We start from the raw sequence: 14,904 nt of genomic DNA on the forward strand, positions 1-14,904 counted from the left end.
GACCTTTCTCACGACCGGGCTCAGGTCCCGGGCCCGGCGGGGTCCTCCAGCCGGTACCCGAACTGCCGCAACGTCGTGATGCGCACCAGGTCACCGAGCTTGCGACGGAGGGCGGCCACATGGACGTCGAGGGTCTTGGTGGGGCCGAACCAGTTCTCGTCCCACACGTCGCTCATCAGATCCTCCCTGCTCACGGCCTCCCCCGGGTGGACCACGAGCCGCACCAGCAGGTCGAATTCGCGGGGCCTGAGCTCCACCTCGCCGGCCGGGGTGGAGCAGCGCCGCGCCGACCGGTCGATCACCAGCGCTCCGACCCGCAGCCGAGGCGCACCGCCGTTCGCGTGGGGCGTCGCCCGCCGCAGATGTGCGGTGACCCGTGCCTGGAGTTCGGCGAGCCGGAACGGCTTGGTCAGGTAGTCGTCGGCGCCGCACTCCAGGGCCTGGATGACGTCCATTTCCCCGGTACGGGCGGTCAGCACGACCAGCACCGCGTCCGACGCCCGCTCCCGGAGCCTGCGGCAGAGTTCGAAACCGTCGATGTCCGGCAGCCCCAGATCGACGAGAAGGAGATCGGCGGGCTGCTTCTCGATACCGGCCAGGGCACTCGCCCCGTCGGGACACCACTGGCTGTCGTGGCCCAGCACCCGCAGGGTCGCGACCAGCCGACTGCCGATCGCCGGGTCGTCCTCGATGACCACGATGCGCGCCACTCCGTCACACTACCGCGACCGGGCAGCGCCGGTTCGTCCGCATATGCTGCTCCGCCCCCGCCACTCCCCGATCGTGTCGCACGCCACCTGAACAGAACCTGAACGCGCTGGGGTGCCCGGTACGGGTCGGGTAATACTGGCCCGGTGACCGCTGCACGCATTCTTGTCGTCGAGGACGACCACGGCCTGCGCGATGTCCTGGCCCGTGGCCTGCGCGACGAGGACTTCGACGTCGTGACCGCCGTCGACGGCGCGACCGCCCTGAAGACCGTCGACGAGTCGGTGCACGCGGTCGTCCTCGATGTGGGGCTGCCGGACTCCGACGGGCGTGACGTGTGCCAGGCGATGCGCGGGGCCGGGGTCAGCGTTCCGGTGATCTTCCTGACCGCCCACGGCAATCTCACCGACCGGCTCTCCGGTTTCGCCTCCGGCGGCGACGACTACCTGGTCAAGCCCTTCCACCTCAGCGAGCTCGCGGCCCGCGTCCGGGCGGTCCTGAACCGGGCCGGCCACCACGGCAGCACCACCCTCGCCGACAGCGCGGGTGCGATGCGGCTGAACCCGATAAAGCACGAGCTGACGGTCCACGGCCGCCCCGTGGCCCTGACACCGACCGAGTTCCGTCTGCTGGCGTGCCTGATGGCGGACCCCGGGAGTGTGGTGCGCCGACGGGCCCTGCTGCGGACGGGCTGGCCGGAGGGGGCGCAGGTCAGCGACAACACCCTGGACCAGTACCTGGCCCGCCTGCGCCGCAAGCTACGCGAGGCGGACAGCCCGCAGAGCATCAGCACCGTCCGCGGCATCGGCTACCGCTTCGACTGAGGACCAGAACGGCACCACATCCGCCGCGTCCGACCAGAGGCCCCGATGAACCGATGAACCGCCACCTCACCCCCCGAACCCTCCGCGGCCGCCTCGCCCTGATGGCCCTCGCCACCAGCGCACTGTGGATCGGCGTCCTGACCACCGTCTTCAACATCGCCCTCGACAAACGGCTCCACGGACAGGCCGACGACGTCCTGCGCACCCGCGCCGAGGCCGTGACGGCGACGGTGGACGTACGACCGGACGGCCGGCTGGTCGTCCGGGAGCCGACCGAGGACCGGGCCCTGGACGCCGGGGTCTGGATCTTCCAGGGCGGCACGGTGGTCGAGAAGCCCCCCACCGCACCCGCCGGCCTGGAGGCGCAGGCGGCCCGCCTCGCCGGCCGGCGCGAGACGTTCGCCGACACCGAGGGCCCCGGGTCGTGGCGGCTGTACGCCTTCCCCGTCGACGCCCCCGCCCGGCAGGGCCACACACCCACGCAGGTCGGCACCGTCGTCAGCTCCGTGAGTCTCGACCCGTACCGCAGCACGGCGGACACCGCTCTGATCGGTTCGATCGCACTGGCGGTGCTTCTGCTGGCAACGATCTATCTCCTGACCCGCCTGGTCGTACGACGGGCCCTGCGTCCCGTCGCCGCGATGAGCGAGCAGGCCACCCGGTGGAGCGCCGCGGGCGCCCCCGAACGGTTCGGTGCGCAGGGCAGACCCGCCGAACTCGCCGCGTTCGCCACCAGCCTGGACGCGCTGCTGGACCGACTGGCCGCCGTCCTGCGCCACGAGCAGCAGCAGGCCGCCGAGCTCTCCCACGAACTGCGCACACCGCTGGCCCGCATTACCGCCGAGACCGAGTGGCTGACCGGACGCCCGCGCAGCACGGAGCAGCAGGAGACCTCCCTGGAGGCCATCGCGGGCGCCGCCGCGACCATGCAGCAGATCTGCGACTCACTGCTCTCCGAGGTCCGCACCCGCAATACGCAGACCCCCGGCCGCTCCCACTTCTTTGACATCGCGCGCCGTCTGGCGGAACGCAACGCGTCCCTGTTCCCCGACGCCCCGCCGGTGACCGTCGCAGCGGACAGCGGCGCACCCGGCGTGAGTATCGGCGTCTCAAAGGACGTCGCCGAGCGCATCCTGACGCCGCTTCTGGACAACGCCCGCCGCTACGCAGTCCACTCGGTCACCCTCACCTGCGAGGCGAGCGCGGGCGAGGTCACGGTGTACGTGTCCGACGACGGCCCGGGCGTGCCGGAGGACTTCGTCGCCTCGCTCTTCGAACCCGGCCGTCGCGCCCGTCCCGAGGACGGACACGACGGCGCGGGACTCGGTCTGGCCCTGGCCCGGCGACTCGCCAGGGCAGCGGGCGGCGACATCGCACTGGACACCGCGGCGCCCGGTGCACGCTTCGTCGTCACCCTTCCTGCGGGCTGACCTCGACATTCCTGTCCTGCGCCACATCACGCCGCGTCCGGGTCAGGAAGACGACAAGACCGAGGATGACGACGAGGAACAGAATGCTGGTGCCTACCGTGCCCAGTCCCAGCCCGCCGTCCGCGGTGGGCTGCGACAGGTAGTCGCCCAGCGAGGCGCCGAGCGGCCTGGTCAGGACGTACGCGATCCAGAACGACCACACCGCGTTGAAGTCCAGCGTGCGGTGTGCGAGGGCCACCGCCGCGATCAGCGCGGCGAACACGAGCGCGGAGAGCCAGTACCCCAGGTCCAGCTTCTCCGCCGTGAGGTCGCCCGCGGACGTACCCAGAGCGAATGTGAACAGGATCGCCAGCCAGTAGAACGCCTCGCGGCGCGTCGTCCGGATCGAGTGGATGGACAGCGTCCGCTCACTCGCGTACCAGGCGAAGAACGTGACGGCGAGCGCCACCGCGAACACCACGGTCGTGGTCTGGAGCGGAACGCCGAGGTTGTCGGTCAGGTTGTCACTGATCAGCGTGCCGACCACGCTGATCAGAACCACGGAAAGCCAGTACAGGCCGGGTACATACCTACGCGCCCGGAACTGGAAGACCAGGGTGACGACCAGCAGCGCACTCATCAAGTACGAGGTGTTGGTCAGCCCCATGCCCAGGTTGTCGTTGAGCAGATCGGCCGCGGTCTCACCCACGGTGGTGCACAGCACCTTGATCACCCAGAAGTAGATGGTCACTTCCGGAACCTTGTTCAGCATCTGCCGCGCCCGGGAGCGCGTGCCGGACGCATACGTGTCGGTCAAGTCGGTTGTCATGGAACGGCACGCTGGCAGGGCATCCCTGAAATTTTCCTGACTGCGCTCGGCGCGGGAGCCGCCCCTCCCTCATCCCCCGCTTCCGCGGTCTCAGTGCTCCCCGTAGTGGTCGGCGACAGCGGTGAACGCGGCCTTGGGTTCCCATGGCAGGCCCGGGTAGGTGGTTCCGAGGCGGTCCTCGAAGACCTTGACGATGCCGTAGCTGGCCAGGTCCAGGTCTTCGCGGGGGTCGCCGTCGGGGCGGTGCACGTGGTCGTACAGCGCAAAGGTGAAGACAAAGGTGCTGTCGATGCCTCCGGCGTCGAAGGCCTCCAGCAGCTCCCGCACATACGCGGCCTGACCGGCCTCGTCGCGGGCGTACTCGCCGTTCAGCCGGAGTGGACGTGCGTCCTTGTCGTACTCGACGATCTCCAGACCGTGAGCTCCCCGGTCACCCGCACCCCGGTAACCGGCCGCGCCGAACTCGGTGATCGCGACCGGCTTTCCCTGCGCGACGAGGTGATGGACGCCTTCGGCGAACCGGTCGGCGGTCTCGGCCGACCGGTAGAGATCCACGGACATGATGTCGAAGGGGGCCCAGTCGACGCGTTCAAGCGGCACGGACGCGTAGGTCACCTTGCCGCCGAAGCGCTCGCGGACGAGTGCCGCGGCCTTGTCGAGGAAGTCGTTGACACGCGCACTGACCTGCCCGATGTGCTCACGCACGCGATCCGGCCGGCGCAGCAGCGCGACCCGGTCGTCGATGCTGTCGCCGGGCAGGAACCCCTTGTTCATCAGGCTCAGCTCTGCGCCGGCGACGAACACGACCTCCGCTCCCCGCAGCCTCAGCCGCTCCGCGCGCTCGGCGCAGTCGGCGAACAGCGACAGCATCTCGTCGGCGGTCAGTTCGAGCGGGTACGGGGAGAACCAGACCTCAAGGCCGAGATCGGCCGCGTACCCCGCCGCGAGCCCCACCCGTTCCGGATCACCCCCCATGACGCGGACCGCGTTGCAGTGCAGGTCATCACGGATGATGCGCAGCTCGCGCCTGACCACCTCCGGGTCGAAGAGCTTTCGGGAGACCGCTCCGTTCTTGACGAAGCCGGTGTCGTAGCTGATGCCTCTGGCCCGCATGCGTCGCATCCTCTCCTGGCGGAAGAATTTACGGTACTCACCGTACCCTAATTGCCGCTCCCCAGGGATGGCAACCACAATGGGAAGGTACGAGCGGTACCAATCGCGAGAAGGGGCCATGGCGGAGAATCCGATGAGCCGGCCAAGTGCCGGGCAGACGCGGCGACGCGGAGCCGTCCTGGAGGAGGCGATCCTGCGCGCCGCGGTGGACGAGCTCACCGAGTCCGGATTCGCCGGGTTGACCATGGACAAGGTCGCCGCCCGCGCGGGCACCAACAAGAACGCCATCTACCGCCGCTGGCCGAACCGCCTCGCGCTCGGCATCGCCGCCTATCGGCAACTGGCCACGACAGTCCAGCCACCCGATACCGGCGATCTGCGCAGCGACGTCCTTGAACTGCTACGCGGAGCCAACCGTCACTGGAGTTCCCCTCTCGGAGCAATCCTGCGCGAACTGCTTTCCGCGGCCGGCGGCACGTCGGAACTCCTGGCGCAGTTGCAAGAACAGTCCAGCGACGCCACAGCCGCCCCCTGGCTGACCGCCCTGGGGCGCGCGGTCGCACGCGGTGAGGCTTCCCCCGAAGCGCTCCATCCGCGGGTCGCCACCGTGGCCATCGTCCTGCTGCGCAACGAATTCGTCGTGCGCGGAGCCCCTACGGCACCCGACGACGTCCTCGTCGAGATCGTCGACGAGGTGTACCTGCCCCTGGTGCGGCGACGCGGCCCGGCTCCGGGCTGACCGCACGCCCCGACGCCCGCCCGGAGCGTCGTGCATGACTTTGCGCAATCACTCCATTACGTTGCGCCACGAGCAGTCCTGATCATCACGGCCTGCCATGCACCAATGGAGATCCTCGTGCGACACATGTTCACCAAGGCCGGAAGCCTCGCCGCCGTCGCGATGCTCGCCTTCACCGTGGCCCAGCCGGCCCAGGCCACCCAACACAGCGAGGGGGCGCAGCGCGCCGCCGTCGCGCCCGCCTACTTCGAGATGACCGACATCACCCGGAGCACGTTCATCGTGAAGTTGGTGAAGGAACGCGAGATCCAGCACGCCAGGGACCTGGTGAGCGGCGCCACGAACGACGAGCCGCATGTCGTCGGCAGGCTCAAGAAGTACCCGGCCTCGTACAACCCGGGCTGGAGCTTCCACTACGCCCCGGAGTCGGTCCAGTTCTTCGACTACGCCATCGAGGTCTGCGACGCGACACTGCCGTATGTGGAGGACCACCTCGACGAGGCCGGCGGCCCCTTCCTGCCCGGCCTCATCTTCTGCCCCTGGACTTCAGAGCTCGTACGCGAAGTACCCGCCCCATAAGACGAGTCGACCGGCCAGACCGGCCCGATCGAAGGGCGGCACCCATCCAGGGCGTCGCCCTTCCTCACGTCCTCCGCCGCATCAGGCCCGACACCCTGGCACCCTCACGGCAGCCGCCCCTCCCGGTTGACCTCCCTGACCCGCGCCCGCAGCACTTCCCCGAGCGGTGCCGGGCGCACCGATTCCGGCGGGCAGTCCCACTCGGCCCCACCGCCCGGCGCCCGCAGCTGTACGTACGGCCCGACGAACCCCATCACGCGCCCCACCCGCCCGTCCCGTGTGTCCACCGCGAACGACCCGGGCTCCGGCGCACATGGCTCAAGCCCCTCATCCGTCATGACCGGCCAGCCCCTGCGCCTCCAGCACCACACTCAGCCGCAGCGCCGTGTCGAGGTTGCACCGGCCGAGGTCGACCAGCGGCGTCGCCGGTTCGTTCCCCGCGCACGACACCGGATCGATCCGCAGCGAGGGAAGCGTGATCCCGACCCCGGAGAACCCCTCCTTCAGCCGCACCACCGCATCCTCCGCCGCCCGCACCGTGTCCTCTGCCGTTTTGCGCCGTTCCGTCGTCGTCATGGTCCATCCCTTTCCCACGCTGAGTAATGACAATGCATACCCAGCGTGTCCAACGCGCCACTAGCCTGGAAGAGGCGCAGAACCAACAACCGCACGTGTGTCACAGGGAGTTGTCATGCCGGGGCCGAAAAAGCTCGATCCTTCCTCCTCTCCGCGCGCTCTGCTGGGCGCAGAACTCCGTCACAGAAGGGAGGGCGCGGGCCTCTCGCAGGAGGAGCTGGGCCTTCCGCTGTTCGTCAGCGGCTCCTTCGTCGGCCAGCTGGAATCCGGTACCCGCCGGATGCAGTTGGACCAGGCGCAGAAGCTCGACGAGGTCCTGAACGCGGACGGGTTCTTCGTACGGAACTGCGCCGCGCTGAAGAAGTCGAAGTATCCGGATCACTTCGCGGAGGCGGCCGAGGCGGAGGCCGTCGCGAAGACGATCAAGGAGTACGCACCCCAGCTGATCCCGGGGCTGTTGCAGACGGAGGCATACGCGAGGGCGGTGTTCCGCGCCTACCAGCCGACGGCCCCGGAGTGCGTGATCGACGATCTGGTCGTAGCGCGGCTGGAGCGGGCTCAGCTGCTGACCGATCCAACAACTCCCGCGGTTTGGGCAGTTCTGGATGAGGCGGTGTTACGTCGGGAAGTGGGCAGCCCGGCAGTGATGGCAGCGTCGCTCAGGCACATCCTGAAGCTGGCCCGCGAGCACCGGATCATCGTGCAGGTACTACCGTTCAGCGCGGGCGCGCACATGGCCATGGAAGGTCAGCTGAAGCTGATGTCCTTCGAGGACGCACCCCCGCTCGCCTATCTGCAGGGCCTGGGCACAGGGAAGTTGCACGATGATCCCGCAACGCTCCGACACTACGAACTGACCTACGATCTGGTGGTGGCCAGCGCATTGTCACCCCAGGCGTCCCTGGCCCTGATCGAGTCAGCGGCGGAGGATTACGCACATGAAGATCAGCAGTTCTGACTACGACCTGTCCACGGCGATCTGGCACAAGTCCTCGTACAGCGGCGGAAGTGGCGGCGACTGCCTCGAAGTCGCGACCTGGCGGAAGTCCACGTACAGCGGCGGAGACGGCGGCGACTGCCTCGAAGTCGCCGACGGCCACCCCGGCATCGTCCCCGTACGCGACTCCAAGGTGACCGAGGGCCCGACGCTCGTGTTCCGGTCCCCCGCCTGGGCGTCGTTCATCACGAACCTCAAGAACGCCTGAGAGGTCATCGCGCGGCAGGAAGGCCGGCCCTCGCGACGGACCTCCCCGCAGGTCAGCTGGCGTCGGGCGGCTCGCGCCGGAGCCGGAACCAAGCAGTCACGGCTACAGCTTGTCGGCCTCCCGGACCTCGTGGAGGTGGACGAGGACGTCGTAGGCCTTGGCGAGTGCGGTGTCGCGCGGTTCCACGGGGAACAGCGTGCCGACGTTGAGCGTGGGCCGGGCGGTGTTCAGCCAGTCGCGCGCGGCGGCCGGGGCGGTGCGGACGTCGAGGTAGAAGTCCCGGTAGCGGACCTTGTCGAGGGTGGCCTCGTTCCGGTCGGGCTCGGCGGCGGGAACGGTGAACTTCTTCCACTCGCCGCCCAGCGCGGCGTCCTTCGACAGGAACGAGCCCTGGTTGAAGGTGAAGCCGATGGGGAGGTAGTTCTTGCCCATCGTGTCGCGCAGGAACGACCCCTGCGTCTTGGAGTACGTCTCGGGATCGCTGGCGACGTAGGCGACATGGTCGTTGTGCGCGGACAGCAGCACCTTCTGGCCGGTGCGCTGCTGCCACCAGGAGACGTTCTGGGCCATCACCTCGTCACGGAAGCGCTGGGAGGCGGCGTTGGACTCCGGGTCGTCGGGGTTCAGGGTGAGGAACTTGGCGGTCTGGGCGACGGACCGGGCGTTCTGCTCGGCCCAGTCGAACGCGTCGCCGCCGGAGCCCTTCAGACCGCTGACCAGCTCCAGGGCCTGCTGCGCCTTGGCGGCGAGCTGCTGCCGTTCCGCGAGCGGCTTGCCCAGGTAGGCGAAGACGTCATCGATCGGGCGCAGACCGGTGTAGAGCTCGTTGAGCCGCGGCAGCGCCTCCGGGTGGTTCTTCTGCACGTAGCCGGTCACCCGGCCGAAGAACTCGTCGCTCAGTGAGGGAGCGCCGATGTCGTCGCCCATGAAGTGGACGGTGCGGTCGGGGTGGTGGCGGTTGTAGTCCCGCATCCACTCGATGAGGCTGACGAACTCCTCGCGGTCCCAGGGCGAATTGGTGAGCGTCTCCTTGGCGATCTTGCGGGCATCGCCCTTGCCGGTCTGGAGGTAGTCGTCGATCTGCAGTCCCGCGGACCAGCTCAGCTCCAGGGCGAAGGTGGTGAAACCCTTCTTCTCGACGAGGTGGCGGAAGACCCGCTCCTTCATGGTGAAGAATTCGTGGGAGCCGTGGGTGGCCTCGCCGAGGCCGACCACCTCGGCGTCGCCGATCATCGAGTCCAGGGCTCGCAGGTCGGCCGTGTTCCCCCCGGGCTCGGTCGAGCGCAGCGGGTGGGCCGCCCGCTGCAGCGCGCGGACCGGGTTCTGCCCCCTGCCGGCCGTGTCGGCCGTGGCTGCCTGGACCGCCACAGGGGCGAGGACCGCTCCCGTCGCGACCGCCGCCGTCGCCAGCAGTACCCGTCGGCTGATCCGCTTCCGATGCCTAGCCATGCCGTTACCTCTCAACTTTCGTATGACAACTTGAGGAGGATCATCGCCTGCGATTCCACTGCCGCGCGCTGGGAGAAGCCTCCGGCTCTTCCGGGGGGACAGCCCCCGGAAGAGCCGGAGGGCAGCGCCCGCTACACGCACTCGATCGGGTGGAGATTTCCGGCCATAGACGCGGTTTGGGTGATAAACGCCCTCCCCGGACGCAATCATTCGGCGGTGATCTCATCGAACCGGACGGCTCACCGTCCCAAGTCCCTGCTCCCGGCAGGGCTCGGCGCACTCGCCGTACTGACCCTGCTCCCGGCGATCCCGGCCACCGCAGCGACCGCGCCCGCGCCCGCGAAGGAGTCCTCGTCGCGGGTCGCCGCGTACGCGTCGCCCCGCGCGGTGACCCAGGCCGAACGCAGGACCGCCGCGTACCTCGACTCACTGCGTAACAAGCCCGAGAGGCTGAAGGCCTTCTTCAAGGCGCTGCCCAAGGGGGGCGACCTCCACAACCACCTGTCGGGCGCGGCCAAAACCGAGTTCCTGATCAAGCTCGCGGGCAAGAAGGGCCTGTGTATCGACGCGACGATGACAGCCGTCGCGCCCCCGTGCGGACCGGGCAAGCGGCCCGCTACCGACGCGCGGACCGACGCCGCGTTCCGGCAGGAGATCATCCGGGCCTGGTCCATGCAGGACTTCCCGTCCGATCAGTCGGGGCACGACCACTTCTTCGACACGTTCGGCAAGTTCGGCCTGGCGACCTGGGATCGCGGCAAGCTGCTCGCGGACGTGGCCAACACCGTGGTGGAGCAGAACCAGTTCTACCTGGAGACCATGGTCACCCCGGCGTCGGACAGCGCCAGGAAGCTTGCCGATGCTGTGGGCTACGACGCCGACTTCGCCGCTTTCCACCGCAAGCTCCTGGCCGGCGGGCAGCTCGACCGGGTCGTGGACGATGCGGTCCAGGAGGCCGACGACGCCGACGCCGAGTTCCGGGTGGCCGCGCACTGCGACACCGCGCGCCCCGACCCGGGCTGCCGACTTCCCGTCAGGTGGATCTCCCAGGTGTCCCGGGGCAGTTCACCGGCGCGGGTGTTCACGCAGATCGCGGTCGGCATGCGGCTGGCGGAGCGCGATCCGAGGTTCGTCGCGGTCAACCTCGTACAACCCGAGGACTGGGACAGCTCGCTGGCCAACTACAGCCTGCAGATGCGGATGCTGAACTATCTGCGCGGCCAGTACCCGGGCGCCCACCTCACCCTGCACGCCGGTGAGCTCGCCCCCGGCCTGGTCAAGCCCGAGGACCTGACCTTCCACATCCGCGAGGCCGTGCTCGTCGCCGGAGCCGAACGCATCGGACACGGCGTCGACCTGGTCCACGAGGACAACTGGCGGCAGCTCGCCCGGACGATGGCGCAGCGCAGGGTGGCGGTCGAGGTGCCGTTCTCCAGCAACAAGCAGATCCTCGGCATCGCGGGCGACGACCACCCGTTCAACGCGTACCGCCGCTACGGCGTCCCGGTGGTCCTGTCCACCGACGACCCGGGGGTTTCGCGGATCGACATCAGCCACGAGTACCAGTACGCCGCCAAGACGTACGGCCTCGGCTACACCGAGCTGAAGGACCTGGCCCGCGCCTCGCTGGAGTACGCGTTCCGCAACGGCCGCAGCCTGTGGGCCACCGGCCCCGTCCCCTCCGGCTACCGACTGGTCGCCGCCTGCCGCAGTGACCTGCCGGGCACCGACCACCCGAGCGCGCGCTGCGCCCGCTATCTCGCCGACAATCCGAAGGCGGCGACCGAGTGGCGCCAGGAGGCGGCCTTCGCCACCTTCGAGAGCCGTAACCGGTAGCACTGATCCGAAGCGCTCCGCACAACACAATGTCCGGGCCCGGGGCTTGAGCCCCGGGCCCGGACGTCTCCGCCGACGAGGCCCGTACGCAGATGCTGCAGTTCATGCCCGGGCCCGTGGTCGATACCACCCTCGACATCCTCGGCGAGCCCAACACCGCCGAGCAGCGGATCAGCCCCGACGTCGAGCAGGTCCTCGGACGTGCGCCCCGCACGTTCGCCGACTGGGCCCGGCGCAACATCGCCGCCTTCCGGTAGGGCCTGCGCCCGCACAGCCGGAAGCTCGGTCATCGGACCCCGCCACGACTGAGAAAACCGCCCCGCGCCAGGAAGAACGATCCCGGCACGGGGCGATTCGCGTGATCGACCGAAGAGGTCCTAGCCGATCCGCTCCAGGACCCACTCGTACCCGCCGTCGTAGTTGACGACCACTCGGCTGCTCTGAGTGGTCAGGTAGCCGTACTCGCCCTGGCCAAGGGCGATGGCGACCGTTCCGTCGTTGGCCGGGCCCAGAATCGACCACTGGTCGGCCCACCCGCCGCACTGGTTCACCCACACGGGCGCCGGGTAGATCTTGAGCGGCGAGAGCGCCAGGCAGCGGCCCGCCCCGTTCGACTCGACGATCTGAGCCAGGCCGTCTCCCTGGTTGTGGATCTGCCACACGGTGCCGGGGTTGCAGGGCTCGACGTGGCCGCCCAGCGGGCCCTCACCGCCCGCGAGGCACTGGCCGCTGCGCACGTCACGGATGAGGTAGGTGCCGTCGTCGGCGGCCTGGGCGGGGGTGGCCAGTGCCGCCACGGCGACGGCGGACACGGCGAGAGTCAGCATCGAACGAATACGCACGGGACTCCTCGTAGGAAGCGAAAGGGGAGGAAGCGCGGGCCGCACGGCCCGCGCCACCAAGAACACAGGAGCCCGGCGCCCTTTCCCCGCTTCCCGCATCGCGTCCCCGCCGATCCACCCCATCGGCAGCGGCGCTCGGGGAGCCCATCCGGCGCATTGACCACACTCCGCACGCCCCCGCCACCAGGCGAAATCCCCCGGAGCTCAAGCCGCGAAGTCCGAGCGCTCTTTCCAAGGAACGGGAGGTGGGCCACTTCCCACCCGCCCTCCCCACCCGGCGAGTTGACTTCTCGTGACCGGCTTGCCACGGATGGTGGCGACGCTCTAGCGTTCCGGATAACGAACGACCCCTGCCGGTGCAGGAACACCGAACAGGGGTCTGACCACCTCGATCGTTAAGGCCCGATCTGATGGCTGCCAGCCAGCTTAGCGCTGCCCCGCGCACCCCGCACGTATCCCTGCCCACGCTCCCGCACCCCATGGCCAATCCGGGTTACGGCAAGCGTTCCGCACCCTCCCAACACCCCCGCACCCACCGCGATTTCGCACACCTCCCACCCCGCGAGGCATCCGTCGCGACATACATCGACCGGCTGCCCGAGGGCGCCGACATCTCCGTGAAGACGCTGGCCAAGGTCCTCCCGTACGGACAGTGCGCCCTGCGGACCACCCTCAACCGGCTCCAGGACGCCGGGCATCTGCGGCGCGGCAGTGAGTGCGTCGCCAATGACGAGGTCCTGCTCTGGGTGACCCGCACGTTCTTCTCCCGCACCGCGCGGGACGACGACTGGTGGGAGGCGTTCACCCGGGGTGACGTACCACCGGAGCAGAAGCACCAACACCCCACCCGCTCCCGGGCGTTCGTGCTGCTGGCCGCGCTGGGCCGCACCGCACCCGCGCTCACCCTCTCGGCGGCGGACTGCGCGGCGCTGGAACCGCAGGTCACCGACTGGTTCGAGCGCGGTGCCACGGAGGCGGAGCTGCTCCACGCCCTCACCGACGGCCTCCCCACCCCCGTCCACCACGCGGCGGCCCTCGTCCGCAGGCGGCTCCTCGACAAGATGCCACCCGAACGGGTCACTCCAGCACAACAGTGGACGGTGTTGCGCACCCTCGAATGCAGCGAGTGCCGCGCACCGGGCAGCGCACAGGCCCTGATCGGCGGCCGGTGCGGACCGTGCCGGGGCAACACCGTCACCACCCCTGCCGGACCGGCCGGAGCCGTCCCGGCCACCGGCGTACGCAGTCGCATGAGCGAGGTCCGGGCGGCGCTGACTCCACGATCCGAGCGTTCGGCCATCCGCCCCCGCTCACCCCGCACGTGATCGCCGAATGTCCGAAACCGGCTCCCACCTGGGAGTGGTTTGATCCACTCCCCTCTACCGGATCGGCTACCCATCGTGCTCCTCTAGGCGCTATCCGTAGTGAACTAGCCCAAAGGGGAACGAATCATGTCCGAACCGACACAAGAGCAGATCGTCTCGGAGCTTCGCAGCAGGCCCCCCATCACCCTGGCCCCCGGGCCGCGCCTGGGCGCCGAGCAGCACGGCGCCCTCCCGCTGCCGCCGAGCACCGTGTGGGACCTGCCGGGCGGCACCGCCTGGGTCTACTACGGCGAGGGGCACTCGGGTCTCGTACGGCCCGTGATCTTCGCCGACGGCTTCAACACCGGGCCGAGCAGCCTGGACTTCTCCTGGGAAATCTTGGAGTTCGGCGACTACGCGCTGATCAGCGAAGTGCGCCGCCGGGGACACGACGTCATCCTTCTCGGCTTCCATGAGCGCAGCGCGTCGATTCTGCACAACTCCCGGACCGCACAGGCCGCGATCCTGCGCGCGATCGCGGAGCGGCAGGGCAGTACGCCGCTGGCCGTCGGCGGGTTCAGCATGGGCGGGCTCGTCACACGGCACGCGCTGGCCAAGATGGAGAGCCAGGGCATCGACCACCAGACCTCTCTGTACTTCTCGTACGACAGCCCGCACCGCGGCGCCTGGATCCCGATCGCGCTCCAGGCGTTCGCGCACTACATCAAGGATCTCGACAGCCGGTTCTCCGACCAGATCAACAGCCCGGCCGCCCGCGAACTGCTGTGGCGGCACATCGAGAAGTGGGACGGGACACCGGACCAGAGCGACGAGCGCGCCGCGTTCCTCGCGCAGATGCGGGCCGTCGGCGAATGGCCGCGGCTGATCGGTGTCGCCAACGGCAAGGGCGACGGCGTCGGCACCGACGCACGGGCGGGCGAACTGGCTCTGGAGGGCAAGGGCCTTTCGGTCGTGGGCACCAAGCTCTACGCCCAGTCCCCGGGCAACGACGAACTCGTCGCGAAGCTGCGGGTGGTGACGCTGAAGACCAACGAGGTACATACGTCCGGGCTTCCGTCGGTCGACGGCGCGCCGGGCGGCTCGCTGGAAGGATTCGGCATCCTCGCCGACACGCTCAACGCCCTCAACCCCATCATCGGGTTCAAGACCGACGTACGGATCCGCTCGCACTGCTTCGTCCCGGCGGTCAGCGCGGTCGACATCCGCGATCTGGACACGGACGAGGAGCTGTACGCGAACATCTCCGAGCTCCCGCCGGAGGAGAGCGCGCTGGACGAGTTCAAGCTCGCGTCCCACAACGAGGGACACACCCTCGTGACGGAGGAACTCTGCACCTGGCTCCTCGACCGGCTCCCGTAGTTCCGCGGTCCCGTCGTACGGGGTATCTCGCGCTCACGGTGCTCCGGCGGGCCTCGTGGGTGCGTCCCCACCCTGCCCCGTACAGAAACGACATCGGCCCCGGGACCAGTT

At 69.2% G+C, this 14,904-nt stretch carries 16 protein-coding genes and 1 pseudogene; 10 read left to right on the top strand and 7 right to left on the bottom strand.

From position 1 onward, the window contains the following. Window positions 1-20: 20 nt before the first annotated feature. Complete coding sequence (locus ABTZ94_RS20015) at window positions 21-710, bottom strand: response regulator transcription factor (RefSeq protein ID WP_351202395.1); 690 nt, start codon at window positions 708-710, stop codon at window positions 21-23. Window positions 711-854: 144 nt separating this feature from the next. Here ABTZ94_RS20015 and ABTZ94_RS20020 point away from each other — a divergent pair, with 144 nt between their 5' ends. Next, window positions 855-1,532 carry a response regulator transcription factor gene (locus tag ABTZ94_RS20020; protein ID WP_351202396.1) on the top strand — a complete coding sequence of 226 codons (678 nt, stop codon included), beginning with the start codon at window positions 855-857 and terminating at the stop codon, window positions 1,530-1,532. Window positions 1,533-1,585: 53 nt separating this feature from the next. Further along, window positions 1,586-2,962 carry an ATP-binding protein gene (locus tag ABTZ94_RS20025; protein WP_351202397.1) on the top strand — a complete coding sequence of 459 codons (1,377 nt, stop codon included), beginning with the start codon at window positions 1,586-1,588 and terminating at the stop codon, window positions 2,960-2,962. Here the strand turns inward: ABTZ94_RS20025 and ABTZ94_RS20030 are convergent. Both ABTZ94_RS20030 and ABTZ94_RS20035 read right to left on the bottom strand, forming a co-directional pair. Next, window positions 2,943-3,770, bottom strand: a complete 828-nt coding sequence (locus ABTZ94_RS20030) for a COG4705 family protein (protein WP_351202398.1) — start codon at window positions 3,768-3,770, stop codon at window positions 2,943-2,945. The genes ABTZ94_RS20025 and ABTZ94_RS20030 overlap by 20 nt on opposite strands. Before the next feature lie 90 nt (window positions 3,771-3,860). Further along, a complete protein-coding gene (locus ABTZ94_RS20035) occupies window positions 3,861-4,883 on the bottom strand; it encodes a glycoside hydrolase family 113 protein (RefSeq protein WP_351202399.1) in 1,023 nt (340 codons plus the stop codon). A 133-nt stretch (window positions 4,884-5,016) separates the two neighbouring features. Here ABTZ94_RS20035 and ABTZ94_RS20040 point away from each other — a divergent pair, with 133 nt between their 5' ends. Both ABTZ94_RS20040 and ABTZ94_RS20045 read left to right on the top strand, forming a co-directional pair. Then, complete coding sequence (locus ABTZ94_RS20040) at window positions 5,017-5,622, top strand: TetR/AcrR family transcriptional regulator (RefSeq protein WP_351202400.1); 606 nt, start codon at window positions 5,017-5,019, stop codon at window positions 5,620-5,622. Between the two features lie 126 nt (window positions 5,623-5,748). Next, a complete protein-coding gene (locus ABTZ94_RS20045; RefSeq protein WP_351202409.1) occupies window positions 5,749-6,201 on the top strand; it encodes a BP74-related protein in 453 nt (150 codons plus the stop codon). Window positions 6,202-6,305: 104 nt separating this feature from the next. On the opposite strand, the gene ABTZ94_RS20050 is transcribed toward ABTZ94_RS20045, so the two are convergent. Both ABTZ94_RS20050 and ABTZ94_RS20055 read right to left on the bottom strand, forming a co-directional pair. Continuing rightward, complete coding sequence (locus ABTZ94_RS20050) at window positions 6,306-6,539, bottom strand: hypothetical protein (protein ID WP_351202401.1); 234 nt, start codon at window positions 6,537-6,539, stop codon at window positions 6,306-6,308. Next, window positions 6,529-6,777, bottom strand: coding sequence for a hypothetical protein (locus tag ABTZ94_RS20055; RefSeq protein ID WP_351202402.1), 249 nt, complete (start codon window positions 6,775-6,777; stop codon window positions 6,529-6,531). The genes ABTZ94_RS20050 and ABTZ94_RS20055 overlap by 11 nt, the downstream gene beginning before the upstream one ends. Before the next feature lie 115 nt (window positions 6,778-6,892). Between ABTZ94_RS20055 and ABTZ94_RS20060 the strand changes: the two genes are divergently transcribed. Beyond that, on the top strand, window positions 6,893-7,735 hold the full coding sequence (locus ABTZ94_RS20060; protein ID WP_351202403.1) for a helix-turn-helix domain-containing protein: 843 nt from the start codon (window positions 6,893-6,895) through the stop codon (window positions 7,733-7,735). Next, window positions 7,716-7,982: a DUF397 domain-containing protein gene (locus ABTZ94_RS20065; protein ID WP_351202404.1), complete on the top strand. Its 267-nt coding sequence runs from the start codon at window positions 7,716-7,718 to the stop codon at window positions 7,980-7,982. The genes ABTZ94_RS20060 and ABTZ94_RS20065 overlap by 20 nt, the downstream gene beginning before the upstream one ends. A 102-nt stretch (window positions 7,983-8,084) precedes the next feature. Here ABTZ94_RS20065 and ABTZ94_RS20070 read toward each other — a convergent pair whose 3' ends face one another. Then, on the bottom strand, window positions 8,085-9,431 hold the full coding sequence (locus tag ABTZ94_RS20070; RefSeq protein WP_351202405.1) for an erythromycin esterase family protein: 1,347 nt from the start codon (window positions 9,429-9,431) through the stop codon (window positions 8,085-8,087). Window positions 9,432-9,647: 216 nt separating this feature from the next. Here ABTZ94_RS20070 and ABTZ94_RS20075 point away from each other — a divergent pair, with 216 nt between their 5' ends. Beyond that, a complete protein-coding gene (locus ABTZ94_RS20075) occupies window positions 9,648-11,267 on the top strand; it encodes an adenosine deaminase family protein (protein WP_351202406.1) in 1,620 nt (539 codons plus the stop codon). 74 nt (window positions 11,268-11,341) lie between these two features. Continuing rightward, window positions 11,342-11,524, top strand: a pseudogene (locus ABTZ94_RS20080) (NmrA family transcriptional regulator); the annotation flags it as partial. Window positions 11,525-11,644: 120 nt separating this feature from the next. Here ABTZ94_RS20080 and ABTZ94_RS20085 read toward each other — a convergent pair. Next, window positions 11,645-12,109: an RICIN domain-containing protein gene (locus tag ABTZ94_RS20085; RefSeq protein WP_351202407.1), complete on the bottom strand. Its 465-nt coding sequence runs from the start codon at window positions 12,107-12,109 to the stop codon at window positions 11,645-11,647. Window positions 12,110-12,588: 479 nt separating this feature from the next. On the opposite strand from ABTZ94_RS20085, the gene ABTZ94_RS20090 reads away from it, so the two are divergent. Continuing rightward, the gene (locus ABTZ94_RS20090) at window positions 12,589-13,434 is read left to right on the top strand and encodes a hypothetical protein (RefSeq protein WP_351202410.1); all 846 of its coding nucleotides are present in this window, start codon (window positions 12,589-12,591) and stop codon (window positions 13,432-13,434) included. 126 nt (window positions 13,435-13,560) lie between these two features. Then, window positions 13,561-14,793 (top strand): lipase family protein, encoded by a 1,233-nt coding sequence (locus tag ABTZ94_RS20095; RefSeq protein WP_351202408.1) that lies wholly within the window; start codon window positions 13,561-13,563, stop codon window positions 14,791-14,793. Window positions 14,794-14,904 lie beyond the last annotated feature (111 nt).

Origin of the sequence: Streptomyces sp. NPDC002785 (genome assembly GCF_040295565.1) — a bacterium.
Classification (GTDB): domain Bacteria; phylum Actinomycetota; class Actinomycetes; order Streptomycetales; family Streptomycetaceae; genus Streptomyces.

Excerpts from the sequence above, each read along its gene's own strand:
- ABTZ94_RS20065 (WP_351202404.1), top strand. The coding sequence starts at position 7,716 with ATGAAGATCAGCAGTTCTGACTACGACCTGTCCACGGCGATCTGGCAC.
- ABTZ94_RS20070 (WP_351202405.1), bottom strand. The coding sequence starts at position 9,431 with ATGGCTAGGCATCGGAAGCGGATCAGCCGACGGGTACTGCTGGCGACG.
- ABTZ94_RS20095 (WP_351202408.1), top strand. The coding sequence starts at position 13,561 with ATGTCCGAACCGACACAAGAGCAGATCGTCTCGGAGCTTCGCAGCAGG.
- ABTZ94_RS20060 (WP_351202403.1), top strand. The coding sequence starts at position 6,893 with ATGCCGGGGCCGAAAAAGCTCGATCCTTCCTCCTCTCCGCGCGCTCTG.
- ABTZ94_RS20025 (WP_351202397.1), top strand. The coding sequence starts at position 1,586 with ATGAACCGCCACCTCACCCCCCGAACCCTCCGCGGCCGCCTCGCCCTG.
- ABTZ94_RS20045 (WP_351202409.1), top strand. The coding sequence starts at position 5,749 with ATGTTCACCAAGGCCGGAAGCCTCGCCGCCGTCGCGATGCTCGCCTTC.
- ABTZ94_RS20090 (WP_351202410.1), top strand. The coding sequence starts at position 12,589 with ATGGCCAATCCGGGTTACGGCAAGCGTTCCGCACCCTCCCAACACCCC.
- ABTZ94_RS20035 (WP_351202399.1), bottom strand. The coding sequence starts at position 4,883 with ATGCGGGCCAGAGGCATCAGCTACGACACCGGCTTCGTCAAGAACGGA.
- ABTZ94_RS20040 (WP_351202400.1), top strand. The coding sequence starts at position 5,017 with ATGAGCCGGCCAAGTGCCGGGCAGACGCGGCGACGCGGAGCCGTCCTG.
- ABTZ94_RS20050 (WP_351202401.1), bottom strand. The coding sequence starts at position 6,539 with ATGACGGATGAGGGGCTTGAGCCATGTGCGCCGGAGCCCGGGTCGTTC.
- ABTZ94_RS20030 (WP_351202398.1), bottom strand. The coding sequence starts at position 3,770 with ATGACAACCGACTTGACCGACACGTATGCGTCCGGCACGCGCTCCCGG.
- ABTZ94_RS20055 (WP_351202402.1), bottom strand. The coding sequence starts at position 6,777 with ATGACGACGACGGAACGGCGCAAAACGGCAGAGGACACGGTGCGGGCG.